Here is a 26078-nt window from a genome sequence, read left to right as displayed (position 1 = left end):
TCGTGCGATTGCGCTTCTCTTAGCCCGCCGTCGGGCGGGTGATGCGCTTGGCCTCCAGGTAGGCATCGAGCCCGGCCGGGCCGAGCTCGCGGCCGATGCCGCTGCGCTTCATGCCCCCCCAGCTGGCGTGGGGCGGCGCGACCTGGTCGCAGTTGCACCAGACGTTACCCGCCTCGAGGCGTCGGGCGATCGCCTCGGCCCGCTCCGGGCTGGCGGCCACCACGGTGGCGGCCAGGCCGAAGTCGCTGTCGTTGGCCAGGGCGATGGCCTCCTCGTCGTCGGCCACCCGCCGCGCGCAGAGCAGCGGCCCGAAGATCTCCTCCTGCCACAGGCGGCTATCGGTCGGCACGTCGCGATAGAGCCGCGGCGCCACGAAGCAGCCCTGCTCGGGCAGCGCGAGGGCGGGGGTGGCGCTGTCGAGCCCCTCCCGCTCGGCCTGGATCAGGAAGCCCTGCACCCGGTCGCGCTGGACGGCGGTCGCCAGGGGGCCCATGTCGGTCTCGGCCGCCAGGGGATCGCCCAGGCGCAGCGCGCCCATCGCCGCGTCGATGGCGTCGAACAGCGCGTCGGCCACTCGCTCGTGGACCAGCAGGCGGCTGGTCGCCGAGCACATCTGGCCGGCGTTGTAGCAGATGCCGGCCATCACCAGGTCCCGCGCCTGGGCGAGGTCGGCATCCTCGGTGACCACGATCGGCGACTTGCCGCCGAGCTCCAGGGAGACCGGTCGCACCCCGCGGGCGGCCGCCTGCATCACCGCCTCGCCCACCGCGTTGCTGCCGGTGAAGGAGAGCTTGTCGATGCCCGGGTGGCGGCTGAGCGGGGCGCCGATGCCCTGGCCGTCGCCGTGCAGCAGGTTGACCACGCCGGCGGGCAGGCCAGCCTCATGTACCAGCTCCGCGAGGACCCGCTCCGGCAGGGGCGTGACCTCCGAGGGCTTGAAGACCACCGTGCAGCCGGCGGCCAGCGCCGGGGCGAGCTTCCAGGCGCTGCTGACCAGCGGGAAGTTCCAGGGGGTGATCAGCCCCACCACGCCGACGGGGTCCCAGTAGCGCCGGGCCGAGAGGCCCTCGATACCGCTCGCGTCGGCCTGGCCCTGGCGCTCGCCCAGGGCGCGGGCCTGGTCGGCGTAATAGCGGTAGCAGGCGATGGCATCGTCGAGGTCCTGGTGGGCCTCGGCCAGCGGCTTGCCGTTGTTGCGGCTCGAAAGCGCGGCCAGCGCCTCGCGGCGCGCTTCGAGGCCCGCGGCGATGGCATCGAGATGCTCGCCGCGCCGGCGCTCCGGGGTGGCGCGCCAGCCGGGCAGGGCGCGGCGGGCGGCGGCCACGGCCGCCTCCACGTCCGCCGGGTCGCCGACGGTGACCTCGGCGATCACCGTCTCGTGGTAGGGGTCGAGCACCGGGCGGTGGGCCTCGGCCCGGCTCGGCACCCAGGCGTTATCGATGAACTGCTCGGTCAGGGAGTGCATAGGGTCTCTCGTGCTCAGCGAATCGGCAGCCAGCGGCGCCGGGTCGGCCGCATGCCGGGGAAGTTCAGCTCCACCACGCGCAGCCCGAGGGTCAGCACGATGGTGGTGGCCAGGTAGATGCCGGCGATCAGCAGCAGCGGTTCGTAGATCAGAAAGGTCTCGTCGCGAATGATGTTGGCGGCCTGCAGCAGGTCCATCAGCGCGATGGTGGAGACCAGCGGCACCGACTTGAGCAGCAGGATCATCTCGCCGGTCAGGGTCGGCAGGCAGAGCTGGATGGCTCGCGGCAGCCAGAGCCGGGTGAGCACCTGGACGCCGGAGAGCCCGAAGGCGCGGCCGGCCTCCAGCTCGCCCCGGGGCACGCTCTGCATGGCGCCGCGGATCACCTCACCGGAGTAGGCCCCGACGCTGAGCACGAAGGTGAGGGCGCCGAAGAAGAAGGGGTCGCGCAGCAGCGGCCAGAAGGCGCTCTCGCGGATCCCCGGCACGCCCTCCAGCAGGCGGCCCACGCCATAGTAGAATAAGAACAGCTGCACCAGCAGCGGGGTGCCGCGGATCACCGTGGTGAAGGCCAGGGCCAGCCAGGCCAGCGGCCGGGGGCCGCGCAGGCGCGCCAGGGCCACCCCCACGGCGAGGAGCAGGCCGCCGACGGCCGAGACCGCCAGCAGCCACAGGGTGTTGACGAAGCCCTCCCACAGGTACTCCTGATAGAAGGGATCGCTCAGCCAGGAAAAGTCCATCTCAGGCCTCCGTGGGTTGGCCGCGGCGCACCAGGCGCTCGAGGCGGGCAAACAGCGCCGTGGAGGAGAGGGTCATCAGCAGGTAGATGACGCCGGCGGCGGCATAGAACAGGAAGTAGGCGCGGCTGCTGGCGGCGGCCTGCTGGATGGTGAAGAACAGCTCGTTGAAGCCGATCACGCTGATCAGGGCGGTGTCCTTGATCAGGATCAGCCACAGGTTGGACATGCCCGGCAGGGCATTGGGCAGCATGGCCGGCAGCACGATGCGGTGAAAGCGGGTCCAGCGCGAGAAGCCGTAGGCGTCGGCGGCCTCCAGCTGGCCGCGGGGGATGGCCAGGATGGCGCCGCGGAAGACCTCGGTCATGTAGGCGCCCTGGACGAAGGCCAGCACCCCCACGGCGGTGGCGAAGCCGGTGATCTTCACCGCGCCCGCCATGCCGAGCTTGGCCAGCAGGGCGTCCAGCGCCTGGGCGCCGGCATAGTAGAGCAGGATGATCAGCAGAAGCTCCGGCACGGCGCGGATCAGCGTCGAGTAGGCGCCCGCCAGGGCACGCAGCGGCGCCCAGGGGCTCAGCTTGGCGCCGGCGCCCAGCAGGCCCAGCAGCAGGCCGATGGCGTAGGCCAGCACGGCGATCTCCACCGTGGTCAGGGCCCCGGCCAGGATGGGGCCGGCCCAGTCGCCGAGCCCCTCCGGTGTCATGGAAGTCATGGTCGATGGTGTCCTTGGTCACGTGACGAGACGCCCCGACGCCGGGTGGCGTCGGGGCGGCGACTGGCGCGAGGCTCAGTCGTAGACGCAGACGTCGGTGCCCAGGTACTGCTCGGAGAGGCTGGCGCAGGTGCCGTCCTCGATCACCGTGGCGATGGCGTCGTTGAGCGACGCCTCGAGCGCGTCGTCCGCCTGGCGCAGGCCGATGCCGACGCCCTCGCCGTAGGCCTCGTGGCGCGGCGCCGTGGCCTTGATCTCGAAGCCCTCGGCCTCGTCGCGCTGGAGAAACTGCACCATGGCGATCTCGTCGGCCAGGATCACGTCCAGGCGCCCGGAGAGCAGGTCGCTGTTGACCTGCTCGGCCTGGTTGTAGACGCGGATGTCCACGCCGCTGTCGCGCAGCGCGCGGCGGGCGTAGGTGGCGTTGGTGGTGGCGGCCTGGACGCCCATCACCAGGCCGTCGAGGTCCTCGGGGCTGGTCATCTCGCGCTCGTCGGCGGCCACGTAGGCGCCGGGCGTGAAGTAGTAGGGGCGCGTGAAGTCGATGACCCGCTGGCGCTTCGCGGTGATCGACATCGAGTTCATGATCATGTCGATGCGCTCGGCGTCGAGCGAGGCGATGATGCCGCTCCAGCCGGTGGGCGTGATCTCGCACTCGCGCCCCATGGCGTCGCAGAGGGCGTGGGCGAGATCCACCTCGAAGCCGGTCCAGTCGCCGCTGGCGGCCTTGAAGGTGAAGGGCGGATAGGGCTCGCCGGAGATGCCCACCTTGAGGGGCTCGTTGGCCTGGGCGGTGACGGCGAGGCTCAGCGTGGCGGCGGCGAGGGTGCGCTTCAGGGGGAATGTCATGATCTTCTCCTGTCGTTGTGGTGTGTGGAGCGGTCAGGCGGCCGGCGCGACGAAGCGACGGCAGCGGGGATCATCGAAGACGTCCTGCGGGCTCCCCGAGGCGGCGATGCGCCCCTGGTCGAGGTAGACCAGCTGGTCTGAGACCTCTCGGGCGAAGTGCATCTCGTGGGTGACCAGCAGCATGGTGCGGCCCTCGTCGGCGAGGTCGCGGATCACCCCCAGCACCTCGTTGACCCGTTCCGGGTCCAGTGCCGAGGTGGGCTCGTCGAAGAGCAGCAGGCGGGGCTCCATGGCCAGGGCGCGGGCGATGGCCACCCGCTGCTGCTGGCCGCCGGAGAGGAAGGCGGGGTAGGCGTCGCGGCGGTCGGCCATGCCGACCCGCTCGAGGTAGTGCTCGCCGATGGCGGTGGCCCGGCGCCGGGAGAGCCCCTTGACCCGCATCGGGGCCTCGATGACGTTACCCAGCACGCTGAGGTGCGGCCAGAGGTTGAACTGCTGGAAGACCATGGTCACCTTGGCGCGCAGCCGCTGCAGCTGGCGCCGGTCCAGTCCGACGATGTCGCCCTGGGGATTGCGGGTGAAGCGAATCGCCTCATCCGCAATCGCCAGCTCGCCCCGGTCGGGCCGTTCCAGCAGGTTCATGCAGCGCAGCAGGGTGCTCTTGCCGGAGCCGCTGGAGCCGATGATGGAGGTGACGGTGCCCTCGTCGATCTCGAGGGAGACGCCCTTGAGCACCTCCAGGTCGCCGAAGTGCTTGATCAGGTGGTGGGCCGCCACCGCGGGGGCGGCGGCCTGGGGACGGGGAGAGGGTTCGAACGATGACGTCATAGGCAATCGGCCTCCGAGGCCGGGGTCGGTGACAGGGATGCCAGGGCGCGTTCGGCGAAGGCGGCCAGGCGGCGGCTGGCGGCGGCGAGCCGCTCGGCGTCGACGGTCAGGCTGAGGCGCACGAAGCCGGCCGCCGAGGGGCCGAAGGCCTCGCCGGAGAGCACCGAGATGCCCTCCTCGTCGAGCAGGCGGTCGGCGAAGGCCTGGGAGGAGAGCCCGGTGGCGCGGATGTCGACCATCAGGAACATGCCCGCCGGCGGACGGATCGCGCTGACCGCCGAGCTCTCGGCGAGCGCCTCGCAGACGGCGTCGCGACGCCCGCGATACGCCTCGCGCATCTCGTCGAGCTCGGCGGGGGGCGCGGTGAGGGCGCTGCAGGCCGCGTCCTGGATGAAGTCCGGGCAGCCGTAGAGCATGCACAGTGCCAGGTGGCTCAGATGGCCGATCAGCGGCTCCGGGCCCATCACCCAGCCCAGGCGCCAGCCGGTCATGGCGTGGGACTTGGAGAGGCTGTTGATCACCACGCTGCGCTCGGCCATGCCCGGCAGGGTGGCGGGGCAGACATGCTCGCCCTCGTAGATCAGCTCGGCGTAGACCTCGTCGGAGATCAGCCAGAGGTCGTGGCGGCGGCACAGCGCGGCGACGGCCTCCCAGGTCTCGGCGTCGATCAGCTGGCCGGTGGGGTTGTGGGGATTGTTGAGCAGCAGCGCCCGGGTGCGCGGGGTGATGGCCGCCTCCAGGGCCGCCGGGTCGAGGCGGAAGTCCGCCTCGCCGCGTAGCGGGACCTGTACCAGTTCGGCGCCGGTGGCGCGCAGCACCGCCTCGTAGGTGACGTAGCTGGGCTCCGGGACCAGCACCTCGTCGCCCGCATCGAGCAGGCACTGGGCGACGGCGTAGAGGCCGCATTGGGCGCCGGCCATGACGATGACGTGTTCCGGCCCCACCTCGAGCCCCTGGCGACGATAGCCGTCGGCGATGGCCTGGCGCAGCGCGAGCTTGCCTTGAACGTCGGCGTAGTGGGTGGCGCCGCCGCGCAGGCTCGCGACGGCGCTGTCGATGATCGGCGCCGGGGTGATGAAGTCGGGATCACCCACCGAGAGCACGGTGATCTCCTCGCCGGCGGCCTGGCGGGCCAGGGCGCGATAGTGGATGTCCCAGGCCGCGGCACCCTCGCCGGCGATCCGTTGGGTCAGTTGGGAATAGCGCATGGAAAGCTCAGCCTCGCTCGGGGGAGTGGAAGGGGGACGGCAGCCGGCGCCGCTCGGCCTGCCAGGCCAGGGCGGTGCCCGCCGGGCTCTCGGCCCAGGCCTCGTACTGGCGGGCGACGTGCTCGGCCATCGCGGGCGAGGCGGCGAGCAGCGGCTGGCCGGTGGCCTGGGCGGCGAGCTGGGTCTGGCAGCTGCGCTCCAGGTCGCGCATGCGCAGGAAGGCCTCGCCGACGCTGCGCCCGCAGGTCAGCAGGCCGTGCTGGCGCAGCACCATGGCCATGTGGGGCCCGAGGTCGTCGGTCAGGCGCTGGCGCTCGTCGAGGTCCAGGGCGATGCCCTCGTAGTCGTGGTAGGCCAGGCGGTCGTGGAACTGCAGCGCCCACTGGTTGAGCGGCGCCAGCCCCTCGGCGAGGCAGGAGAGGGCGACCCCGGCCACGGTGTGGGTGTGCAGCACGCAGGCCACCTCGGGGCGGGCGGCGTGGATGGCGCTGTGGATCGTGAAGCCGGCGGGGTTGATGCCGAGCCCGGTGGGGTCGTCGAGCACCGTGCCGTCGGCGGCCACCGTGACCAGGTCCTCGGCGCGGATCTCCTCGAAGCGCAGGCCGAAGGGGTTGAGCAGGAAGCGCTCCTCCTCGTCGTGCCGGCCCTCGCCGCTTGGCTCTGCCTCGGGAAGTCGCGCCGAGATGTGGGTCGAGATGCCGTCGTCCATGCCATCCAGGGCGATCAGCCGATAGGCGGCCGCCAGGTCGCGCCGCACGCCGGCCTCGGTCTCGGTCTCGCGGCGTGCGCTCACAGGCTCGCCTCCACGGCGGCCAGGGCATCACTGCCGTCGCGGGTCTCGACGCCCTCGAGGAAGGCGGCGACCCGCTCGGGGTGGGCGGCCAGCCACTCGCGGGCCACGTCCTCGACGTCGCGCTCCTCCAGGCTGTATTCGCGAATGAAGTCGCTCTGCTGGTCGGCGGAGAGCACGAACTGGTCGAGCAGGCGGGTCAGGTTGGGGTTGGCCTCGGCGTACTCCTTGGCGACGATGGTCTTGACGTCGCTGCGGCCGCTGTCGGCCCCGAAGACGTTGGCGGCGTCATCGAGGATGTGCACGTCGTACTCCGGCACCATCCAGTGCGGGGTCCAGCCGTAGAAGAGGATCCACTGCTGCTCCGCCACGGCGGCCTTGACCTCGGAGAGCATGCCGGGCGTGGACGAGGCCTTGAGCTCCCACGCCTCGAGCCCGTGGGTGTCGGCCTCGATGGCGCCCTCGATCATGTCGGTGACGGTGGAGCCGCTCTCGATGCTGTAGATGGCGCGATCGAAGCGCTCGGCGACCTCGGGGTCGGCGAGCTGTTCGGCGTTGGTGATGCCGGCCTCGGCCACGTAACCGGGCACGGCGAGGCCCATGCGGGCGCCGTTGACGTTGTTGCCGAGGTCGAGGATCGCGCCGGCCGCCATGGCGGCGTCGTAGCTGTCCTGCTGGGCGGGCATCCAGCCGGCGAGAAAGGCGTCGCTGTCGCCGCTCTGCAGGGTGCTGTAGCCCACCGTCGAGCTGAGCTCCAGGGCCTCGGTGCGATAGCCGAGGGGTTCGATGAGCTGGGCGATGATCTCGCTCTTCACGGTCACGCCCGGCCAGGGCGGTACCACCAGGCGCAGGCGATCGTCGCGGTCGGCGGCGAGCGCCGGCGTCGCCAGGGCCAGGCCGGTGACGAGGCTCAGGCCGTGGATGAGGGTCAGGGTACTTCGCGTCTTGGTGCGCATGTGCAGACGTCTCCTTATCGTCAGGGCCGGTCATGCCGGCCGGAAGTCAGTGCCAGGCCGCGGGTGGCCTCAGGTCGACGCGGCCCAGGCGGCGGCATCCACCTCGATGATCAGCGGCGAGTCGGCGTCGTCGAGGCGCGCGAGGGCCGCGTGCAGCCCGGCCGGGTCGCCGATGGCGGCGTAGCGGCAGGCGTAGGCCGAGGCGAGGTCGCGGAACGACGGGGCGGCCAAGTCGACGCCTACGTGCTGCACGTCGCTTGACGACATGTAGCGGCGGATCTCGTCGTAGCCGTCGTTGTTCCAGACCACGACCGCCAGCGAGCGGCCCAGGTCGCGGGCGGTGCCCAGCTCGCCGAGCACGAACTGCAGGCCGCCGTCGCCGACCAGCGCGACCACCGGCAGCGCCGGCTGGGCCAGGGCGGCGCCCAGGGCGGCGGGCAGCCCGTAGCCGAGGGTGCCGTAGCCGGTGGCGGCGTTGAACCAGCGCCGCGGGGCCGGCATGGCGGCCAGGAAGTTGCCGGCGTAGACCGGGCCTGTCGAGTCGCCGACCACCACGGCGTCGGGCAGCGCCTCGCGCAGGGTGGCGAAGAGCGGCACGTATGGCGCGAGCTCCGGGTCCGAGGCAAGCGCGAGCTCCCGGCGCACGGCGGCGGTGCGGGCGTGGCCATCGCGTTCGCCGGGCTCGGGCAGGCGCGCCACCAGCGCCTCGAGAGTCTCGCCGGCGTCGGCGACCAGTGCCAGGTCTGTCGCCTGGTTGCGGCCCAGCTGCTGGGGGTCGATGTCGACGCGGATCAGTCGACCCTCGAGGCGGAAGCCCTCGTCGAAGACCAGGTCGTAGTCGGTCTCGCCGAGTTCGGTGCCGATCGCCAGCACCACATCGGCCTCGGCGGCCAGCCGGCGGGCGGCGGGCAGGCTGGCGGTGGCACCCAGGTCCAGCGGATGATCCTGGCCGAGCACGCCCTTGGCGTTGATGGTGGTCAGGGTCGGGGCCTGGAGGCGCTCGGCGAGTGCTCGGGCGGCCTCGGGGGCGCTGGCGCAGCCGCCGCCGAGCAGCAGCAGCGGACGCTCGGCGCCCGCCAGCCACTCGGCGGCCCGTTCGATCGCCGCCGGGGCCGGCGCCGGGGGGAACACCTCGAGGGGGCGCGGCGCCAGCGCCGGGATCTCGGCATCGAACAGGTCGATGGGGATCTCGAGGTGCACCGGGCCCGGCCGCGCGCCGCGAAAGATCGCGAAGGCCCGGGCCAGGATTTCCGGCAGCGCCTCGGGGTCGTGGAGGGTGTGGCTGAAGACGCTGACGCCGGCCAGGGTCTGCTGCTGGCTCGGCAGCTCGTGCAGGCGGCCCTGGCCGCGGCCCAGGGTCGGACGGCGGTTGACGCTGGAGATCACCAGCATCGGCACCGAGTCGGCGAGCGCCTGGCCCATGGCGGTGGCGATGTTGGTCATGCCGGGGCCGGAGATGATGAAGCAGGCCGCCGGGTGGCCGCTGGCGCGGGCATAGCCGTCGGCCATGAAGCCGGCGCCCTGCTCGTGGCGCGGGGTCACGTGGCGCAGGCGGCTCTCGCTCAGCTCGCGGTAGAGCTCGATGGTGTGCACCCCGGGGATGCCGAAGGCGGTGTCGACGCCATAGGCTTCCAGCAGGCGCAGCAGCTGGCGGGCACAGGTCTGGCTCATCGGGTCGCCTCCTCGTTCACCGGCCCATCCACCGGCTCGTCCACGAGGTCCGGCAGGCCGCCGCGCACCGGGCGACCCAGCACCCGCTCCACCATGGGCACGAAGTGCGTTAGGGGAAGGGTGTCGTAGTCGGGGTCGAAGCTCGCCTGGTCCCAGTCGTCGCAGAAGCGCACGGTGCGCGCATAGGCCGGGTGGTCGCGGAACTGCTCCCGGGCGTGGGGATCCTGGCCGAAGAAGTGGCGGTAGTGGTAGCCCTGGAAGAGCTCGTGGTGGCGGATCATCCAGGCGTTGAGCGGGTCGACGAAGGGCTCGAGGATTGCCGCGGCGATCTCGGCGTGATTGGCCGGGGCCAGGTCGTCGCCGATGTCGTGGAGCAGCGCACAGACGACCATCTCCTCGTCGGCGCCGTCGCGCAGCGCCCGGGTCGCGGTCTGCAGGCTGTGCTGGTAGCGATCCACCGGGTAGCCGTGGGTGTCGCCGGCCAGGTTGTGCAGGTGGGCCAGCACCCGGCGCGGGGCGTCGGCGACGTAGTCGCGGAAGCGGGCGTCGATCAGCGCCCAGTCGTCGCGGCGGGCCTCGCCGAAGTGGCGGAAGGTGGCCTGGTTCATGCGGGCTCTCCGGTGGTCGGGGCGGGGGTGGCCTGGCGGCGCAGCACGCGGCGGCGGCTGGCGGTGCTGTCGCGGTCGACGTAGCCCTGGCGCAGGTGGCGCACGCCGCCGGCCAGCTGGAAGGCGCTGCGGCCGTGCAGCAGGCGATAGTTGTCCATGATCAGCATCTGGCCCGGGTCGAGCTTGAGGTTCAGGGTCAGCTCCTCGCCGGTGATCAGGCGATAGAAGGCGCCGCGCGCGGCGTAGTAGGCCTCCAGCTGCTCGGGGGGCAGGGCCGGCACGCGCTCGGTGCGGTTGGAGTAGCGCACCCGGACCGGCTCGCCCTGGCTGTCCAGCTCGATCAGCGGCCCCTCGCCCTCGAGGTGGGTGGTGTCGTCGCGATAGCGGAACCCCGGGGTGACCCGGGTCAGGCAGTCGTAGGCGGCCGGGTCGCGCTCGCGCAGCAGGCGGGCCGCCATGAAGCCGTCGGCCAGGGTGCTGTCGCCGCCGTTGGCGGCGTTGGTCAGGCAGTGCAGCCAGATGTAGCCGGGGATGGGGTCGCGATAGGGGTTGTCCGTATGCGGCTCCAGGCCGCGCTGGGTCATGGTCAGGTCGTAGGCGTCGGCCACCGACTTGACGTCGGCGATGCCGCCCCAGTTGGTGCGCCGCAGCGGGCCGATGCGATCGATCAGCGGCTGCATGCCATGCTCCTCGGTGGGCACGCCTGAGACCAGCACGAAGCCGTCGCGATGCAGCGCCTCGAGCATCGCCAGCAGCGCCGTGTCGTCCTCCAGGGTGGCGGCGAAGTCGGCCTCGGGGCGCGGCGCGCTGGCGGCGTCCCAGAGCCGTTGGGGCGGGTCGCTCGGCGCGTCGTCGAAGAGCGCGTCGAGATCGAAGAGGCCGCGATGGCCGTCGCTGAAGCGCAGGGCAAGCTCGCCGTCGCGTACCTCGGCCGACTCGACGGCGAGCGTGAGCGGCAGCTCGGCGGCCTCGATCAGGCGCTGGCCGGTGCGCGGGTCCAGGGTCTCGGCATCGGGGCTGCGCTCACGCAGCCAGAGGGCGGCGAATTCGCGGGTCCGGCCGTGGTGGTCGATGACCAGGCGTCGGTTTTTGGCCAGGGATGTGACATGTGTCATGGCGGCGTCTCCACGGACTGTGCTTCGGGGTCGCGCTCAACCATAACCGCCTGCGGCGGCCACGACTTGATTAATTTGGCCTCAGGCTTGACCCTTTTGGCCATGATCGATGCTCCCGACGGCGCGTGGCCCTATCCGCGCCCCGACTCCCCGCCCCTGCTCACCCCGGAGCAGGCCGAATACACCCTCGACGTGTGGCTGGTACCGCGCTTCTCGATGCTGACCCTGTTCTGCCTGCTGGAGCCGCTGCGCGTGGCCAACCGCTTCGGCCGCGACCTCTTCGCCTGGCGGCTGCTCTCGGCGGACGGGGAGGCGGTGGTGGCCAGCAACGGCGTGCGCATCGACGTGGATGGCGCCCTGGAGTCGCTGGAGGACAGCGCGCGTCTGATGGTCGTCTCCTCCTATGAGGCGGAGGCGACGGTGCGCTTTCAGGATCGCGCCGTGCTGCGGCGCATCGCCGCCCACGGCGGCTGGCTGGGCGGGCTGGACACCGCGCCCTTCATCCTGGCCCGGGCGGGGGTGCTGGAGGGGTGTCGGGTAGCGCTGCACTGGGAGAGCGTGCCGGCCTTCCGGCTCGAGTTTCCGGAGCTGGAGATCAGCCCGGCGCGCTACGAGTTCGACGCCACGCGGATGACCGGGTCCGGCGGGGCGGCGAGCATCGACATGATGCTGGAGTGGATCGAGCGCGCCTATGGCCCCGCCCTGGCCGACGCCGTGGGCCGCCAGCTGGTGCACGAGCGGGGCCGCGGCGAGGGCGGCGCCCAGCGCCAGCGCTACGGGGAGCTGCCGCGCAGCGCGGTGCGGGCGCTGGCGGTGATGGAGGCCAACCTGGCCCAGGCGCTGCCGATCCCCGAGGTATGCCGGCTGGCGGGGCAGTCGCAGCGCCAGCTGACGCGGCTCTTCCAGCGTCACTTCGGCGAGACGCCCCACCAGTGCTACCTGGGCATGCGCCTGGACCGGGCGCGCCAGCTGCTGGCCGACAGCCGCTGCCTGGTGACCGAGGCGGCGCTGGCCACCGGCTTCACCCAGCCGGCACACTTCACCCGCGCCTATCGCCGCCGCTTCGAGGAAGCGCCCAGCGTGACCGCCGAGCGCGGCAGCAGCGTCGAGTCGGGGCGTGAGGGTGGAGCGGCCGCCTAGCGGTGTGCGATGCGTCGGGCGGGGGGGGCTGAGAGAGGCGGGCACAAACGAAAAAAGCGCCCGTAGGCGCTTGATTCGTCGACTGTTTGGTGGAGGCGGCGGGAATTGAACCCGCGTCCGCCGGCACTCACCCATTGGCTCTACATGCTTAGTTTCGTCATTTGATTTAACACCACTGGCTCCGACGATCAGGATCCAGCAATGCGATTCCTCGTCAGGTTTAACGACAGGCGAGAGGACACCACCTATCGCGATCCCATCAGTCTTGGCTCATATCCCGTCAGCAATGAATGGGCACATTGCCTTCGGGCCGGGCTAGAAGCTAGCGGCGTTTAAGCTGCCAGCGCGCCCTGAGCGTAGTTGTCGTCGTTTGCGACTATTTAGTCGTGATGTTGGATTTACGAGATACATCACGCTCTCGGCATGCACCTCAGGGATTGTCACCGGCGTCGAAACCGTGTCGCCCCCGTAACGCGCATCCTAACAGGATGTGCAGTTTTGTGACACCTCAGGCCTTGGTTTGTTCACGCATGATGCGCCCTTTCTGCCGCTGCCAGTCGCGGTCCTTCTCGGTGGCCCGCTTGTCGTGCAGCTTCTTGCCGGTCACCAGCGCCAGCTCGCACTTCACCCGGTTGTTCTTCCAGTAGAGCTTGAGCGGCACGCAGGTGTGCCCCTTCTCCTGGGTGCGCGAGAAGATCTTGGCGATCTCCTTGCGATGCAGCAGCAGCTTGCGGGTGCGTGTCGGGTCCGCGATCTCGTGGGTGCTGGCGGTGTTGAGCGGCGTGATGTGGGTGCCCAGCAGCCACGCCTCGCCGTTCTTGATCAGGATGTAGGTGTCGGTGAGCTGCGCCTTGCCGGCGCGCAGGCTCTTCACCTCCCAGCCGGCCAGCACCACGCCCGCCTCGAAGCTCTCGTCGATATGGTATTCGAAGCGTGCTTTCTTGTTCTGGGCGATGACGTTGCCGCCGGGACCCTTGCTCTTGCCTTTCTTGTTGGCCATGAAACCTCGTGTCCTGTATCTGCCGGTGGCGCTTGCCCTTCGATGTGGGGGGAAGCGTGGTACCATTCAAGGCCTGAAATAACCGCTCATGATACGCCCTGGGCACTGTGAAGTCAGCGGAGAGCTCAATGCCAACGGTCAATCGGTCCGCCATGGTGCGGCACACCCCCCAGGACATGTTCGACCTGGTCAACGACTTCGAGCGCTACCCGGAATTCCTCCCGGGATGCCGGAACGCTCGCCTGCTCGAGCGCGACGACGCGCACCTGATCGGCGAGATGACCCTGGGTCGTGCCGGGATCGAGCAGAGCTTCACCACCCGCAACGACCTGATCGAACCCGAGCGCATCGAGATGTCGCTGGTCAGCGGCCCCTTCAAGCGCCTGCGCGGCCGCTGGCTGTTCATGCCGATGGGCGAGGGAGCCTGCAAGATCAGCCTCGAGCTGGAGTTCGAGTTCGCCAACCGCCTGCTGGGGATGGCCTTCGGCAAGCTCTTCCAGCAGGTCGCCGGGCAGCTGGTGGACTCCTTCACCCGCCGCGCGGACAGCCTCTATGGCCGCTAGCTCTCCGGACACCATCGAGGTCGAGGTGGCTTTCGCCCTGCCCGAGCGGCAGTGCATCGTGACGCTTTCCGTGAGTGAGGGCACCACGGCCCGAGAGGCGGTCGCGATGGCGGGGCTGGAAGCGAGGTTTCCCGAGCTCCCCGCGGCGAGCATCCTTGATGCCGACCTGGGGCTCTTCGGCAAGCGGCTGCGCGACCCCGATGCGCAGCGCCTGAAGGTGGGGGATCGCGTCGAGGTCTATCGGCCGCTCAAGATCGATCCCAAGGCGGTGCGCGCCGAGCGGGCCGCGGCCAAGACGCGCTGACGCCCCGTCCGGCGGGGCCGGTACGGGGCGTCACGGGCAGGCTCGGTCGCGGGCTGGCTCAGGGGCGATCCGGCGTCAGGTTGTCGATCGGCGCGTCCTGATCGTCCTCGGCGACCTCGCTGTCGGGCCCGATGCCGCGATCGTCGCCGAGCGGCGGCGCCGTCGAGAAGTCCCCCTCCCGCTCGATGTTCGCGACGCGCCCGCCCTCGAAGGTCAGGGTGATGCGCCGCTGCTCGACGTCGCCGTAGGCCTCGTCGAGGCGGTAGACATAGTCCCACTGGCGGGCATCGAAGGGCGCCTCGAGCAGCGGGCTGCCCATCAGGTCGACGACCTGCTGGCGGCTCATGCCCGGCCGCAGCTGCTCGGCCATGCCCGCGGTCACCAGGTTGCCCTGGGGCAGGTCGCGCTTGTAGACGCCGAAGTAACTGCAGCCGCTGATCATCAGCAGGGCGACGGAAAGGGTGACGATTCTTGTCAGCTTTTGCATTTGCGCCTGTTCTTCACTATCGTGGATTCGGTCGATCATAACCGACCCTACCCGATACTGCGAAGAGCGACCATGGCCGACCAGAACCATGAATTGCGCAAGGCCGGTCTCAAAGTGACCCTGCCGCGCGTCAAGATCCTGCAGATCCTCGAGAGCGCCTCCGAAAAGCACCATCTGAGCGCCGAGGATGTGTATAAGACCCTGCTGGACGCGGGCGAGGACGTGGGCCTGGCCACCGTCTATCGCGTGCTGACCCAGTTCGAGACCGCCGGGCTGGTGATCCGCCATAACTTCGATGGCGGCCACGCCGTCTTCGAACTCTCCCAGGAGGAGCACCACGACCATATGGTGTGCCTGGAGAGTGGTGAGATCGTCGAGTTCTTCGATGAGACCATCGAGCGTCGCCAGCAGGAGATCGCCGAGGAGCACGGCTTCGAACTCGTCGATCATGCCCTGGTGCTCTACGTGAGGCCGCGGGGCTCCCGGGCGACTCGCCAGGAAGGCATCCAGAAGAAGTAGCGCCGACGGGGTCGCCCGGAACGGCGACACCCCCGAGCGGTGAAAGAGCGCGGCCCCGATCCTTGGATCGGGGCCGCGCTGCGTTGGGGATCATGGACGCGCGAGCCCGCGTCGCGGGCTCAGTGGTGGGCGCGCTGGCTGGCGTCGAGCATCTCCCGGGCGTGGGCCAGGGTGCGGTCGGAGAGGTTCACGCCGCCGAGCATGCGCGCCAGCTCGCCGACCCGGCCGGCCTCGTCGAGCAGGGCCATGCGGGTCAGGGTGGAGGCCTTCTCGGCCTGCTTCTCGATGTGCAGGTGATGGTGGGCCTGGGCGGCCACCTGGGGCAGGTGCGTCACGGTCATCACCTGGCCGTTCTCGCCCAGCCGGCGCAGCAGCTGGCCGACGATCTCGGCGGTGGCCCCGGAGACGCCCACGTCCACCTCGTCGAAGACCAGGCTGGCGATGGTCGAGTGCTTGGCCGCCACCACCTGGATCGCCAGGCTGATGCGCGACAGCTCCCCGCCCGAGGCCACCTTGGCCAGCGGGCGCGCCGGCTGGCCGGGGTTGGCGCTGATCAGCATACGTGCGCCCTCCAGCCCCTCGATGGCCGGGGTCTCCCGGGCGGCGAGCTCGACCTCGAAGGTGGCCTTGTCCATGGCCAGGAAGGCCAGCTGCTCCTGCACGGCGCGGCCGAAGCGGCGAGCGGCCTGGCGACGCGCCTTGGAGACCGCCGTGGCCTGCTCGTGCCAGCGCGCCTGCTGTGCCTCGACCTCGGCGGCCAGCGTCTCGAGGTCGCCGTCGCCGCCCTCCAGGCCCTCGAGCTCCTCGGCCAGGCGGCGGTGCAGGTCGACCAGCACCTCGGGCAGCACGTGGTGCTTGCGGGCGATGCGGTGCACCTCGCCCAGGCGCTCCTCGACCCAGGCCAGCCGCTCCGGGTCCAGCTCGACGCCGGCGGCGAAGTGGCCGAGCTCGCGGCCCGCCTCCTCGATCTGGATGCGCGCCTCGCCGAGCATGGTGAGGGTATCGGCCAGGCTCCCGCGGTCGCTGCCCGGCAGCTCCGAGAGATGCTGGATCGCCTGATTGAGCCGCGTCAGCGCGCCGGCCTCGTCGCCGTCGCAGCACTCGGCGGCGAACTGCGCCTCGCGCAGCCGCTCCTCGGCGTGGGCCAGCTCCTCCTGCTCCTCCTCGAGCCCCTTGAGCTCGCCCTCGGCCAGGGCCAGGGCATCGAGCTCCTCCACCTGATAGCGCAGCAGCTGGCGGCGGGCGCGGATCTCGTCGCCGTCCTCGGCCAGGCGCTCGAGGCGTCGGCGGCTGGCCTGCCACTCGCGGAAGGCCAGGCGCATCTCGGCCACCCGTTCGCGATGGCCGGCGAAGTCGTCGAGCAGGCGCAGGTGGGTCTCCTCGTTCAGCAGCGCCTGATGGGCGTGCTGGCCGTGGATCTCGATGAGGTGCTCGCCGAGGGCGCGCAGGTCGGCCACCGTCGCCGGTTGGCCGTTTATCCAGGCCTTGGAACGGCCGCTGCGCGTCACCACGCGCCGCAGCAGGCAGTCGTCGGCGGGCAGCTCGCGGGACTCGAGCCAGGCGCGGGCCTCGGGCAGGGCCTTGAGGTCGAAGCGCGCACTGAGGTCGGCGCGCTCTCTGCCGTGGCGCACGCTGGCGCTGTCGGCCCGCTCGCCCAGGCAGAGCCCCAGGGCGCCGAGCAGGATGGACTTGCCGGCCCCCGTCTCGCCGGTGATGGCGGTCATGCCGCCGGCGAGGTCCAGTTCGAGGTGGTCGACGATGGCGAAGTCGCGAATGGCAAGCTCTGTCAGCATGGTGCCTCCCGGGGCCTGTCTGGGAATACTGTTCTGGAAGTGCGGTGCTTCTACTACTGTCCATCCATACAAGTATTGTGCGTTTATACAGTAGTCGAGCATCCCCCACAATGCACCCGCGAATTCGTCTCGCGACGACGCCTTGAGTTCACCGCGGCCAGCCCCATATACCTCGCAGATCATCGTTCACGCCATCATTCATGCCTTGCCAGCGGCCCCTGGCCGCTGATTGCCATTCAGGAGACCCCACATGGCCAAAGACTCTCAGACCCCGCTGGACGACGAACTCGCTCGCGAAGAGCGGGAAGCCGAGCCGCAGGCCGAGACCGTGGAGGGTGAGCTGGAGGACGCCATCGAGGGCGCCGATCAGGCCGCCACCGAGGCCGAGGCCGCCGACAACCCCGAGGCCGAGGTGCTGGCGGCGCGCGTCGAGGAGCTCGAGCAGAGCGTCGCCGAGGCCAAGGACCAGGCCATGCGGGCGGCCGCCGAGGCACAGAACGTGCGGCGGCGCGCCGAGCAGGAGGCCGAGAAGGCCCGCAAGTTCGCGCTGGAGAAGTTCGTCAAGGAGCTGCTGCCGGTGATCGACAGCCTCGAGAAGGCGCTCGAGTCCATGGGCGACGAGGCCAGCGAGGCGCACATCGAGGGCGTCTCCATGACGCTCAAGATGCAGCACGACGTGATGGCCAAGTTCGGCGTCGAGGTGGTGGAGCCCCACGGCGAGCCCTTCGACCCGCAGTACCACGAGGCCATGGCCATGGTGCCCAACCCCGAGATGGAGCCCAACACCGTGATGGACGTCATGCAGAAGGGCTACCTGCTCAACGGGCGCCTGGTCCGTCCGGCCATGGTGGTCGTCAGCCAGGCCGCCGGCTGACACCGAGCCATAGAAAAGCGGCCCTCGGGTCTTGAAAAGGTTTCGAGGGCCCCCAGATAGACGGCAACCCCGCGGCGAAAGCCGCAGACCACGAATTCAACTGCCAGTTTGAGGATTTCCTATGGGACGCATCATCGGTATTGACCTGGGGACCACCAACTCTTGCGTCGCCGTGCTCGACGGTGACCAGGCCAAGGTGATCGAGAACGCCGAAGGCGCACGGACCACGCCGTCCATTATCGCCTACACCGACGACGGTGAGACGCTGGTGGGCCAGGCGGCCAAGCGCCAGGCGGTCACCAACCCCCAGAACACCCTGTACGCCATCAAGCGCCTGATCGGCCGTCGCTTCAAGGACGATGTCGTCCAGAAGGACGTCAAGATGGTCCCCTACACCATCACCGAAGCCGACAACGGCGACGCCTGGGTGCAGGTCAAGGACAAGAAGCTGGCGCCCCCGCAGGTCAGCGCCGAAGTCCTGAAGAAGATGAAGAAGACCGCCGAGGACTACCTGGGCGAGGAAGTGACCGAGGCGGTGATCACCGTGCCGGCCTACTTCAACGACTCCCAGCGTCAGGCCACCAAGGACGCGGGTCGCATCGCCGGCCTCGAGGTCAAGCGCATCATCAACGAGCCGACCGCGGCCGCGCTGGCCTACGGCATGGACAAGGCGCGTGGCGACAAGACCATCGCGGTCTATGACCTGGGTGGCGGCACCTTCGATATCTCCATCATCGAAGTGGCCGACGTCGACGGCGAGACCCAGTTCGAGGTGCTGGCCACCAACGGCGACACCTTCCTGGGCGGCGAAGACTTCGACATGAAGCTGATCAACTACCTGGTCGATCAGTTCAAGGCCGACAGCGGCATCGACCTGTCCGGCGACAACCTGGCCATGCAGCGCCTCAAGGAAGCCGCCGAGAAGGCCAAGATCGAGCTGTCCAGCGCCCAGCAGACCGACGTCAACCTGCCGTACATCACGGCGGACAACACCGGTCCCAAGCACCTCAACGTGAAGGTGACCCGGGCCAAGCTGGAGTCGCTGGTGGAGGAGCTGGTCAAGCGCTCTCTCGAGCCGTGCAAGACCGCGCTCAAGGACGCCGGCCTCTCCAACGGCGAGATCGACGACGTCATCCTGGTCGGCGGTCAGACCCGCATGCCCATGGTGCAGAAGTCCGTGGCCGAGTTCTTCGGCAAGGACGCCCGCAAGGACGTCAACCCGGACGAGGCCGTGGCCGTGGGTGCGGCAATCCAGGGCGGCGTGCTGGGCGGTGACGTCAAGGACGTGCTGCTGCTCGACGTGACCCCGCTGACGCTGGGCATCGAGACCTTGGGTGGCGTGATGACGCCGCTGATCGAGAAGAACACCACCATCCCGACCAAGAAGACCCAGATCTTCTCGACCGCGGATGACAACCAGACGGCCGTGACCATTCACGTGCTGCAGGGTGAGCGCAAGCAGTCCAGCGGCAACAAGTCGCTCGGTCGCTTCGACCTGGCCGACATTCCGCCGGCGCCGCGCGGCGTGCCGCAGATCGAGGTCGCCTTCGACCTGGACGCCAACGGCATCCTGAACGTGTCCGCCAAGGACAAGGCCACCGGCAAGGAACAGTCCATCGTGATCAAGGCCTCCAGCGGCCTGTCCGAGGAAGAAGTCGAGCAGATGGTCCAGGACGCCGAGGCCCATGCCGACGAGGACAAGAAGTTCGAGGAGCTGGTCCAGCTGCGCAACCAGGCCGACGGCATGGTCCATGCGGCCCGCAAGACCCTCGAAGAGGCCGGCGACAAGGCCAGCGACGAGGAGAAGCAGGCCATCGAGACCGCCGCGTCCGAGCTGGAAGAGGCGATCAAGGGTGACGACCAGGAGGACATCCAGGCCAAGCTCGACAAGCTGACCGAGGCCTCCGGCACCCTGGCGCAGAAGATGTACGCCGAGCAGGGCGAAGCCGCGCAGCAGGCCGGTGAGGCCGGCGAGGGCGCCGCCAAGCAGGAAGATGACGTGGTCGACGCCGAGTACGAAGAAGTCAACGACGACCAGAAAAAGCAGTAAACCACGACATCTGTTTGACGGATGATGCCAGCGCGGGGGCCTGACTCCCGCGTTGGTGTTTCCGCAGAGTCCCTACGGAGGCGGACAGACTCATGTCCAAGCGTGACTATTACGAAGTACTGGGCGTCGAGCGCGGTGCCGACCAGAAGGACATCAAGAAGGCCTACCGACGCCTCGCCCAGAAGTTTCATCCGGACCGCAATCCGGATGACGACTCGGCAGCCGAGAAGTTCCGCGAGGTCTCGGAGGCCTATGAGGTCCTGAGCGACGGCGAGAAGCGCGCGGCCTATGACCAGTTCGGCCATGCCGGGGTGGACGGCCAGGCCGGCGGCGGCTTCGGTGGCGCCGGGGCCGGTGCCGGCGGCTTCAGCGACATCTTCGGCGATGTCTTCGGCGACATCTTCGGCGGGGGCGGCGGTCGTCGCCACCCCAACGCCCCGCAGCGCGGCAGCGACCTGCGCTACAACCTCGAGCTCGACCTCGAGGACGCCGTGGCCGGCACCAGCGTGGACATCCGCGTGCCGCGCCATGTCGAGTGCGAGCGCTGCGACGGCGGCGGTGCCGAGCCGGGCTCCAGCAAGGAGACCTGCCCGACCTGTAATGGCATGGGGCAGGTGCGCATGCAGCAGGGCTTCTTCGCCGTGCAGCAGACCTGCCCGACCTGCCACGGCGGCGGCGAGCACATCAAGGTGCCGTGCCACAAGTGCCATGGCGAGGGCCGCGTGCGCGAGACCCGCACCCTGTCGGTGAAGATCCCGGCCGGCGTGGATACCGGCGATCGCATTCGCCTGAACGGCGAGGGCGAGGCCGGCGTCAACGGCGGACCGCCCGGGGATCTCTACGTCCAGGTGGCGATCAAGCCGCACCACATCTTCCAGCGCGACGGCCGTCATCTGCAGTGCGAGGTGCCGATCAACTTCGTCGATGCGGCGTTGGGTGGCGAGCTCGAGGTGCCGACCCTGGACGCTCGGGTCAAGCTGAAGATCCCGCCCGAGACCCAGACCGGCAAGCTGTTCCGCCTGCGCGGCAAGGGCGTGAAGCCGGTGCGCGGCGGTCCCCCGGGCGACCTGCTGTGCAAGGTCGTGGTGGAGACCCCGGTCAAGCTCAGCGAGGAGCAGAAGGACCTGCTGCGCGCCTTCCAGGACAGCCTGGAGGGCAGCAAGAGCCATCACTCGCCGAAGAAGTCGAGCTTCTTCGACGGCGTGAAGAAGTTCTTCGAGGACATGAAGCCCTAAGGGCGGTCCCCCAGGAATCGACGAGGCCCCGCGCTCCGCAAGGAGGCGGGGCCTTGTCGTTTCGTGGTGTCCGGTTCCGCGATGCAGGCGACCGGGCGCCCCGGGGCATGCGGGATGGGAATCATTCCTGATGGCGGTGTACCATGGCGTGCCCGGCATCGCCGGCCTTCGTGCGGGGGAGATCACCCCGCTTCCGCAGTACCCCAGACAAGGACGCGCATGAACGACGTCGCGGATCGGCCGCTGGCCGGCATTCTGCTCAGGCTGCTGTCGGGCATTCTCTTCACCGGGATGATGGTGTGCGTCAAGGCGGCGAGCACGGCGTCGGTGCCACTGGGGCAGACCGTGTTCTTCCGCTCGGCGTTCGCCCTGCTGCCCATCGTGGCGTTCATGGCCTGGCGGCGCGAGTTCCCTCGCGCCCTGGCCACGCGTCGCCCGCTTGGCCACCTGCTGCGCTCGGGGCTAGGGGCGGCGGCGATGTTCGCCTCCTTCGCCGCCTTGGCCCGGCTGCCGGTGGCGGAAGCCACGCTGCTGGCGCAGCTCGCCCCGGTGTCCATGGCGCTCGGCGGCGTGCTGCTGCTGGGCGAGCGCTTCACCCGGCACCGGGCGGCGGCCCTGGTCATGGTGCTGGGCGGCGTGGCGGCCCTGGTGGTGCCCGACCTGGGGCAGGCCCGGGCGGATGGGCGCCTGCTGGGATACATGCTGGGCATCCTGGCGGCCCTGCTGACGGCGGGGGGGCTGGTGACGGTGCGGCGCATCTCGCGCACCGAGACGCCGGCCTCCATCGCCTTCTACTTCGTCCTGGTCACTACCCTGGCGGGCCTTGCCACCCTGCCGCTGGGCTGGGTGGCCGTCTCGGGACTGACGCTGGGGCTGCTGATCCTCTCGGGCCTCTTCGGCGGCGCGGCCCATATCTGCATGACCCTGGCGTTGCGCTTCGCCGAGGTCTCGCGCCTGGCGCCCTTCGAGTACGTGGCGCTGATCTGGCCGGTGCTGGCGGACCTGCTGATCTTCGGGCTGCCGCTCTCCAGTGGCTTCCTGGTGGCGCTTCCGCTGGTGCTCGGCGGGGCGGGCCTGGCGGCGCTCGAGGGGCGGCGGCTCAGACGGCCGCTTCGACAATGAGCTGGGGGAGGCCCTGCGAGCAGGGCTCGATGCGGGCATCCACCCGGTAGACGCTGCGCAGCAGTTCGGGGGTGACCACCTGGTCGGTCGGCCCGCAGGCCGCCAGCCGGCCGCTCTCGAGCACGATGGCGTGGTCGGTGAAGCGCAGCGCGTGGCCCAGGTCATGCAGCGAGGCAATCACCAGCATCTCCCGCTCGCGGGCCAGCCGACGCAGGATCGACAGCAGCTGAATCTGGCGGTGCAGGTCCAGCGCCGAGGTAGGCTCGTCGAGCAGTAGGATCTCGGGGGCCTGCACCAGCGCCTGCGCGGCCCCCACCAGTTGGCGCTGTCCGCCGCTCAGGTCGCCGATGTCGCGCGCGCCGAGCTCGGCGATCCCCAGGTCCGCCAGGGCGCGGTCGACCTCGCTGAGATCCTCGGCCTGGACCCTCAGGCTGCGCCCCTGCATGCGGGCCAGCAGCACCGACTCGTAGACCGTCAGCACCGCGTTGGCGCCGGTGTCCTGGGGCATGTACGCCACGGGGCGCTCGCTGGTCGCGCTGCCGATGCGGGCCTCGCCGTCGCCGTCGAGCAGGCCGAGGATGCGCCGGAAGAGCGTGGACTTGCCGGCGGCGTTGGGGCCGAGCAGGGCCACCACCTGGCCGCCCGCGAAGGCGGGCGTGGTGATGTCGGCGAGGATCCGGCGCCGCCCGTAGCGGGCCGACAGGTGGTCGAGTGTCAGCGTTACCATGAGGCCTTCTTGTGGCGGAGGACGAGGAACAGGAAGAAGGGGATGCCCACCAGCGAGGTGATGATGCCGATCGGAATGATGGTGCCGGGCAGGATGATCTTCGACAGCACCGAGCCGACGGAGAGGATCAGCGCCCCGCACAGCGCCGAGCCGGGCAGGAAGAAGCGCTGATCCTCGCCCAGCAGCAGGCGGGCGATATGCGGGCCGACCAGGCCGATGAAGCCGATGGTGCCGACGAAGGCCACGGCGATGGCGGCCAGCAGCGAGACCAGCACCAGCACCTCCAGGCGCAGCGATCGGGGTTTCACGCCCAGGCTCTCGGCCTTGGCGTCGCCCAGGCGCATGGCGGTGAGCGCCCAGCCGTGGCGGGCGAGCAGCGGCAGCACCACGGCCAGCACGCCCAGCGCGATCCACAGCTTGGGCCAGGTGGCCTTGGTCAGGCTGCCCATGGTCCAGAACACCACCGCGGAGACGGCCTGCTGGCTGGCGAAGAACTGGATCAGCGCCATCAGGGCGTTGAAGATGAACACCATGGCGATGCCCAGCAGCACGATGGTCTCGATGGTCACGCCGCGCCGCATGCTCAGCGCATGGATCGCGAAGGCGGTCAGCATGGCCATCACGAAGGCATTGATCGGGATGACGTAGTCGACCGCCGCGGGAACGAGCGCCACGCCGAAGGCCAGCGCCAGGGCGGCGCCGAAGCTCGCCCCGGCGGAGATGCCCAGCGTGAAGGGGCTGGCCAGCGGGTTGCTGAGGATGGACTGCATCTGGGCGCCCGCCACCGACAGGCTGGCGCCGACCACCAGCGCCATCAGGGCCACCGGCATGCGGATCTCCCACAGGATGACGCGGGCCTGCTGGCTCACGTCCTCCGGGGTGAACAGCGCGGCGATCACCTCGCCGAGGCCGAAGCGGGCCGGCCCCAGGGCCAGGTCCACGCACAGGCTCAGGAACAGCGCCAGCGCCAGGGCGGCGAGCATCAGCTGGCGACGGACCACCAGGGCGCGATAGAAGTCGCGCTTCTCCTCGGCGGAGGACGCGGCCCGGGGCGTGGGCGATGGGCTCGTGCCGGCCTGCATGTCAGTCATCCTTCAGCGAGATCCAGTAGCCCGGCGCGTAGTCCACCGGCAGGAAGCGCTCGTGAAGTTCGCGCAGCGTGGCCTCGGGGTCGAGGTCGGTGAACAGCTCGGGATGGAACCACTTGGCCAGCCGCTGCACGGCGATGAAGTAGTAGGGGCTGTTGTAGAACTGGTGCCAGATGGCGTGGACGTCGGCGTTCGCCACGGCGGCGATGCCGGTCATGGCTGTGCGCTCGGTCAGTCCCTCGAGCTTGGCCCGGGCGGCGTCCATGTCGGCCCCCGGGCCCACGCCGACCCAGTCCCCGCCGGGGACGTAGGCCTCCCAGTTGCCGCCGGTCACCACCACCTGTTGCGGATCGGCGGCGATGATCTGCTCGGGGTTCAGCGAGCCGAAGGTGTTGGGGATGATGCCGGCGGCGATGTTGGAGCCCCCGGCGATCTCGACGTATTCGCCGAAGTTGCCCGGGCCGAAGCTCATGCAGCACTCTTCCGAGTAGCCGCCGGCGCGGTCGACGAGTACCCGTGGGCGCTCCGGCTCGGCGGCGGCGATGGTCTCGGTGACGCGGGCCATCTGCGCCTCGGAGAAGTCGATGAAGGCCTCGGCCGCCTCCTGCTCGCCGAGCAGCTCGCCCATCAGCCGCATGGAGGGTGTGGTGTGCGCGAGCGGCGCCTCGCGGAAATCCACGTAGACGATCGGGATGCCGAGCTCGGCCAGCTTGTCGTCATAGGCGGCGTCCTCGGTGGCGGCCCTGGCCTCGAGGTTCATCAGCACCACGTCCGGCGAGAGTGCGGCGGCCTGCTCGACGTCGAAGGTGCCGTCCTTGAAGCCGCCGAAGGTCGGGATCTCCTCAAGTTCGGGGAACTTCGCGGCGTAGCGGGCGTAGCTGTCCGGATCGGCCTGGGAGAAGTCCTCGCGCCAGCCCACCACGTGCTCGAACGGGGCGTCCGGTTGCAGGGCGCCCAGCAGGTAGATCTGGCGCCCTTCGCCGAGGATCATGCGCTCCACGGGGGCGTCGACGGTGACCTGGCGGCCGGCCACGTCGGTGATGGTGATCGGCTCGGCCTGAGCGGCCGCACAACCGAGCGCGATGGCCGTGCCACCGACGATGTTGAGCAGTGAGGTTTGCATGGGCGGATGTCGTACTCGTTGGTGGATCGCTCCGGTGCTCCGGAAGCTCGCGCCGTCCGGCGGTGTGGCGTCTTGCGTATGGTTCGTATTCGCAAGCGGCGGCAGTATGGCGGAATCCCCCGGCGACGTCGAGGCGTCGGCGACCTGCTACAGCCATCCCGCTCGCCGGAAGCGTCGGTAGAGCACGCCGCAGGCGCCGCCCATCACCAGCAGGGCCAAGGGATAGCCCAGGCGCCAGTCGAGCTCCGGCATGTGGGCGAAGTTCATGCCCCAGATGCCGGCGAGGATGGTGGCCACCGCGAAGATGGCGGCCCAGGCCGCGAGCCGCTTGTGCACCTCGCCCTCGTCGATCGCCACCATCGAGAGGTTCACCTGGATCGCGGTGATGGTCATCTCGCGCAGGGTATCCACCGCCGCCTCGATGCGGCTCAGGTGATCGTAGACGTCGCGAAAGTACTCCCGCGTCTTGCGACACAGGGCCGGCACTCGGCCGCCGAACAGGTGGCCCGCCGCCTCGCCGAGGGGCATGGCGGCGTGCTTGAGCCGCATGGTCTGGCGCCTGAGCTGATAGAGCCGCTCCAGGCTCTGGCGCGCCGTGCCCCGGATGAAGATCTGGTCCTCGATGCTCTCGAGCTCGGCCTGCAGGGCCTCGACCACCGGGAAGTATCGGTCGACGATGGTATCCATCAGGGCGTAGATCACGAAGGCCGGGCCGTGCTTGAGCAGTTTCGGCTCGTGCTCGCAGCGCCGGCGCACCTCGGCGAAGCCGCGGCCCGGATGCTGGCGCACCGAGAGCACGTAGCCGGGGCCGGCGAACACCGCCACCTGGCCGGTCTCCAGCTGGTCGTCGCGCAGGGTGACCATGTGCATGGTCACGAACAGCGACTCGCCGTACTCCTCGAGCTTGGGGCGCTGGCCCCCGTTCAGGGCGTCCTCCACGGCCAGCTCATGCAGGCCGAAGATCGCCTGGAAGCGGGCCATCTCCGCCTCGTCGGGCTCGTGCAGGGCCACCCACACGAAGCGATCCGGCTGCCCCAGGGTGTCGCCGATCTCCTCGATCGCGATGTCGCGCAGGCGATGCCCCTTCTCGTAGGCCACGCAGTTGATGATCATT

The 26078-nt window shown here is 70.0% G+C and carries 26 protein-coding genes and 1 other RNA gene; 8 read left to right on the top strand and 19 right to left on the bottom strand.

The genetic code is table 11. The features are described from left to right. Positions 1-19 precede the first annotated feature (19 nt). From ACGTNG_RS06735 to tmpA, 11 genes are all read right to left on the bottom strand, one after another. On the bottom strand, positions 20-1465 hold the full coding sequence (locus ACGTNG_RS06735; protein ID WP_394576243.1) for an aldehyde dehydrogenase family protein: 1446 nt from the start codon (positions 1463-1465) through the stop codon (positions 20-22). A gap of 14 nt (positions 1466-1479) precedes the next feature. Further along, positions 1480-2205 carry an ABC transporter permease gene (locus tag ACGTNG_RS06730; protein WP_394576242.1) on the bottom strand — a complete coding sequence of 242 codons (726 nt, stop codon included), beginning with the start codon at positions 2203-2205 and terminating at the stop codon, positions 1480-1482. Between the two features lies 1 nt (position 2206). Next, on the bottom strand, positions 2207-2914 hold the full coding sequence (locus ACGTNG_RS06725; RefSeq protein WP_394576241.1) for an ABC transporter permease: 708 nt from the start codon (positions 2912-2914) through the stop codon (positions 2207-2209). 75 nt (positions 2915-2989) lie between these two features. Further along, a complete protein-coding gene (locus tag ACGTNG_RS06720; protein WP_394576240.1) occupies positions 2990-3763 on the bottom strand; it encodes a transporter substrate-binding domain-containing protein in 774 nt (257 codons plus the stop codon). 33 nt (positions 3764-3796) lie between these two features. After that, positions 3797-4591 (bottom strand): ATP-binding cassette domain-containing protein, encoded by a 795-nt coding sequence (locus tag ACGTNG_RS06715; RefSeq protein ID WP_394576238.1) that lies wholly within the window; start codon positions 4589-4591, stop codon positions 3797-3799. Beyond that, complete coding sequence (locus ACGTNG_RS06710; protein WP_394576237.1) at positions 4588-5799, bottom strand: pyridoxal phosphate-dependent aminotransferase; 1212 nt, start codon at positions 5797-5799, stop codon at positions 4588-4590. The genes ACGTNG_RS06715 and ACGTNG_RS06710 overlap by 4 nt, the downstream gene beginning before the upstream one ends. 7 nt (positions 5800-5806) lie before the next feature. Next, a complete protein-coding gene (locus ACGTNG_RS06705; protein ID WP_394576236.1) occupies positions 5807-6592 on the bottom strand; it encodes a class II aldolase/adducin family protein in 786 nt (261 codons plus the stop codon). After that, entirely contained in the window at positions 6589-7545 is a 957-nt protein-coding gene (locus tag ACGTNG_RS06700) for an ABC transporter substrate-binding protein (RefSeq protein ID WP_394576235.1), read from the bottom strand. Before ACGTNG_RS06700 ends, ACGTNG_RS06705 begins: the two co-directional genes overlap by 4 nt. A gap of 69 nt (positions 7546-7614) precedes the next feature. Beyond that, positions 7615-9216 (bottom strand): 5-guanidino-2-oxopentanoate decarboxylase, encoded by a 1602-nt coding sequence (locus ACGTNG_RS06695; protein WP_394576234.1) that lies wholly within the window; start codon positions 9214-9216, stop codon positions 7615-7617. Further along, positions 9213-9824, bottom strand: coding sequence for an HD domain-containing protein (locus tag ACGTNG_RS06690; RefSeq protein WP_394576233.1), 612 nt, complete (start codon positions 9822-9824; stop codon positions 9213-9215). Before ACGTNG_RS06690 ends, ACGTNG_RS06695 begins: the two co-directional genes overlap by 4 nt. Next, positions 9821-10939 (bottom strand): 2-trimethylaminoethylphosphonate dioxygenase, encoded by a 1119-nt coding sequence (gene tmpA / locus ACGTNG_RS06685; RefSeq protein WP_394576232.1) that lies wholly within the window; start codon positions 10937-10939, stop codon positions 9821-9823. Before tmpA ends, ACGTNG_RS06690 begins: the two co-directional genes overlap by 4 nt. A gap of 102 nt (positions 10940-11041) precedes the next feature. Between tmpA and ACGTNG_RS06680 the strand changes: the two genes are divergently transcribed. After that, positions 11042-12079 (top strand): GlxA family transcriptional regulator, encoded by a 1038-nt coding sequence (locus tag ACGTNG_RS06680; protein ID WP_394576231.1) that lies wholly within the window; start codon positions 11042-11044, stop codon positions 12077-12079. Between the two features lie 87 nt (positions 12080-12166). Here ACGTNG_RS06680 and ssrA read toward each other — a convergent pair. Further along, positions 12167-12547, bottom strand: a transfer-messenger RNA (tmRNA) gene (gene ssrA / locus ACGTNG_RS06675). A 40-nt stretch (positions 12548-12587) separates the two neighbouring features. After that, a complete protein-coding gene (smpB, locus tag ACGTNG_RS06670; RefSeq protein WP_349759098.1) occupies positions 12588-13079 on the bottom strand; it encodes an SsrA-binding protein SmpB in 492 nt (163 codons plus the stop codon). A gap of 128 nt (positions 13080-13207) precedes the next feature. Here smpB and ACGTNG_RS06665 point away from each other — a divergent pair, with 128 nt between their 5' ends. Next, positions 13208-13642, top strand: coding sequence for a type II toxin-antitoxin system RatA family toxin (locus ACGTNG_RS06665; protein ID WP_138178673.1), 435 nt, complete (start codon positions 13208-13210; stop codon positions 13640-13642). Beyond that, the gene (locus ACGTNG_RS06660; RefSeq protein ID WP_394576230.1) at positions 13632-13946 is read left to right on the top strand and encodes an RnfH family protein; all 315 of its coding nucleotides are present in this window, start codon (positions 13632-13634) and stop codon (positions 13944-13946) included. Before ACGTNG_RS06665 ends, ACGTNG_RS06660 begins: the two co-directional genes overlap by 11 nt. A gap of 58 nt (positions 13947-14004) precedes the next feature. On the opposite strand, the gene ACGTNG_RS06655 is transcribed toward ACGTNG_RS06660, so the two are convergent. After that, the gene (locus ACGTNG_RS06655) at positions 14005-14433 is read right to left on the bottom strand and encodes an outer membrane protein assembly factor BamE (RefSeq protein WP_394576229.1); all 429 of its coding nucleotides are present in this window, start codon (positions 14431-14433) and stop codon (positions 14005-14007) included. 72 nt (positions 14434-14505) lie between these two features. Between ACGTNG_RS06655 and fur the strand changes: the two genes are divergently transcribed. Then, entirely contained in the window at positions 14506-14952 is a 447-nt protein-coding gene (gene fur, locus ACGTNG_RS06650) for a ferric iron uptake transcriptional regulator (RefSeq protein WP_108446059.1), read from the top strand. Positions 14953-15071: 119 nt separating this feature from the next. Here fur and recN read toward each other — a convergent pair whose 3' ends face one another. Next, positions 15072-16745: a DNA repair protein RecN gene (recN, locus tag ACGTNG_RS06645; RefSeq protein ID WP_394576228.1), complete on the bottom strand. Its 1674-nt coding sequence runs from the start codon at positions 16743-16745 to the stop codon at positions 15072-15074. A gap of 250 nt (positions 16746-16995) precedes the next feature. On the opposite strand from recN, the gene grpE reads away from it, so the two are divergent. The 4 genes from grpE (at position 16996) to ACGTNG_RS06625 (ending at position 22026) form a co-directional block, all read left to right on the top strand. Next, positions 16996-17619 carry a nucleotide exchange factor GrpE gene (gene grpE, locus ACGTNG_RS06640; protein ID WP_394576227.1) on the top strand — a complete coding sequence of 208 codons (624 nt, stop codon included), beginning with the start codon at positions 16996-16998 and terminating at the stop codon, positions 17617-17619. A gap of 121 nt (positions 17620-17740) precedes the next feature. After that, positions 17741-19669, top strand: a complete 1929-nt coding sequence (gene dnaK, locus ACGTNG_RS06635; RefSeq protein WP_394576226.1) for a molecular chaperone DnaK — start codon at positions 17741-17743, stop codon at positions 19667-19669. Between the two features lie 92 nt (positions 19670-19761). Next, the gene (dnaJ, locus tag ACGTNG_RS06630) at positions 19762-20904 is read left to right on the top strand and encodes a molecular chaperone DnaJ (RefSeq protein WP_349759091.1); all 1143 of its coding nucleotides are present in this window, start codon (positions 19762-19764) and stop codon (positions 20902-20904) included. Positions 20905-21123: 219 nt separating this feature from the next. Further along, the gene (locus ACGTNG_RS06625) at positions 21124-22026 is read left to right on the top strand and encodes a DMT family transporter (protein ID WP_394576225.1); all 903 of its coding nucleotides are present in this window, start codon (positions 21124-21126) and stop codon (positions 22024-22026) included. Here the strand turns inward: ACGTNG_RS06625 and ACGTNG_RS06620 are convergent. From ACGTNG_RS06620 to corA, 4 genes are all read right to left on the bottom strand, one after another. Beyond that, on the bottom strand, positions 22004-22753 hold the full coding sequence (locus tag ACGTNG_RS06620; protein ID WP_394576224.1) for an ABC transporter ATP-binding protein: 750 nt from the start codon (positions 22751-22753) through the stop codon (positions 22004-22006). The genes ACGTNG_RS06625 and ACGTNG_RS06620 overlap by 23 nt on opposite strands. Beyond that, the gene (locus ACGTNG_RS06615; RefSeq protein ID WP_394576223.1) at positions 22747-23835 is read right to left on the bottom strand and encodes a FecCD family ABC transporter permease; all 1089 of its coding nucleotides are present in this window, start codon (positions 23833-23835) and stop codon (positions 22747-22749) included. The genes ACGTNG_RS06620 and ACGTNG_RS06615 overlap by 7 nt, the downstream gene beginning before the upstream one ends. Before the next feature lies 1 nt (position 23836). Then, entirely contained in the window at positions 23837-24964 is a 1128-nt protein-coding gene (locus tag ACGTNG_RS06610) for an ABC transporter substrate-binding protein (RefSeq protein WP_394576222.1), read from the bottom strand. Between the two features lie 147 nt (positions 24965-25111). Then, positions 25112-26077: a magnesium/cobalt transporter CorA gene (gene corA, locus ACGTNG_RS06605; RefSeq protein ID WP_394576221.1), complete on the bottom strand. Its 966-nt coding sequence runs from the start codon at positions 26075-26077 to the stop codon at positions 25112-25114. Position 26078: the final 1 nt, after the last annotated feature.

Source organism: Halomonas sp. B23F22_3 (genome assembly GCF_043496965.1).
In the GTDB taxonomy this organism is placed as follows: Bacteria; Pseudomonadota; Gammaproteobacteria; order Pseudomonadales; family Halomonadaceae; genus Halomonas.
This window is presented reverse-complemented; position numbering and strand designations above follow the sequence as displayed.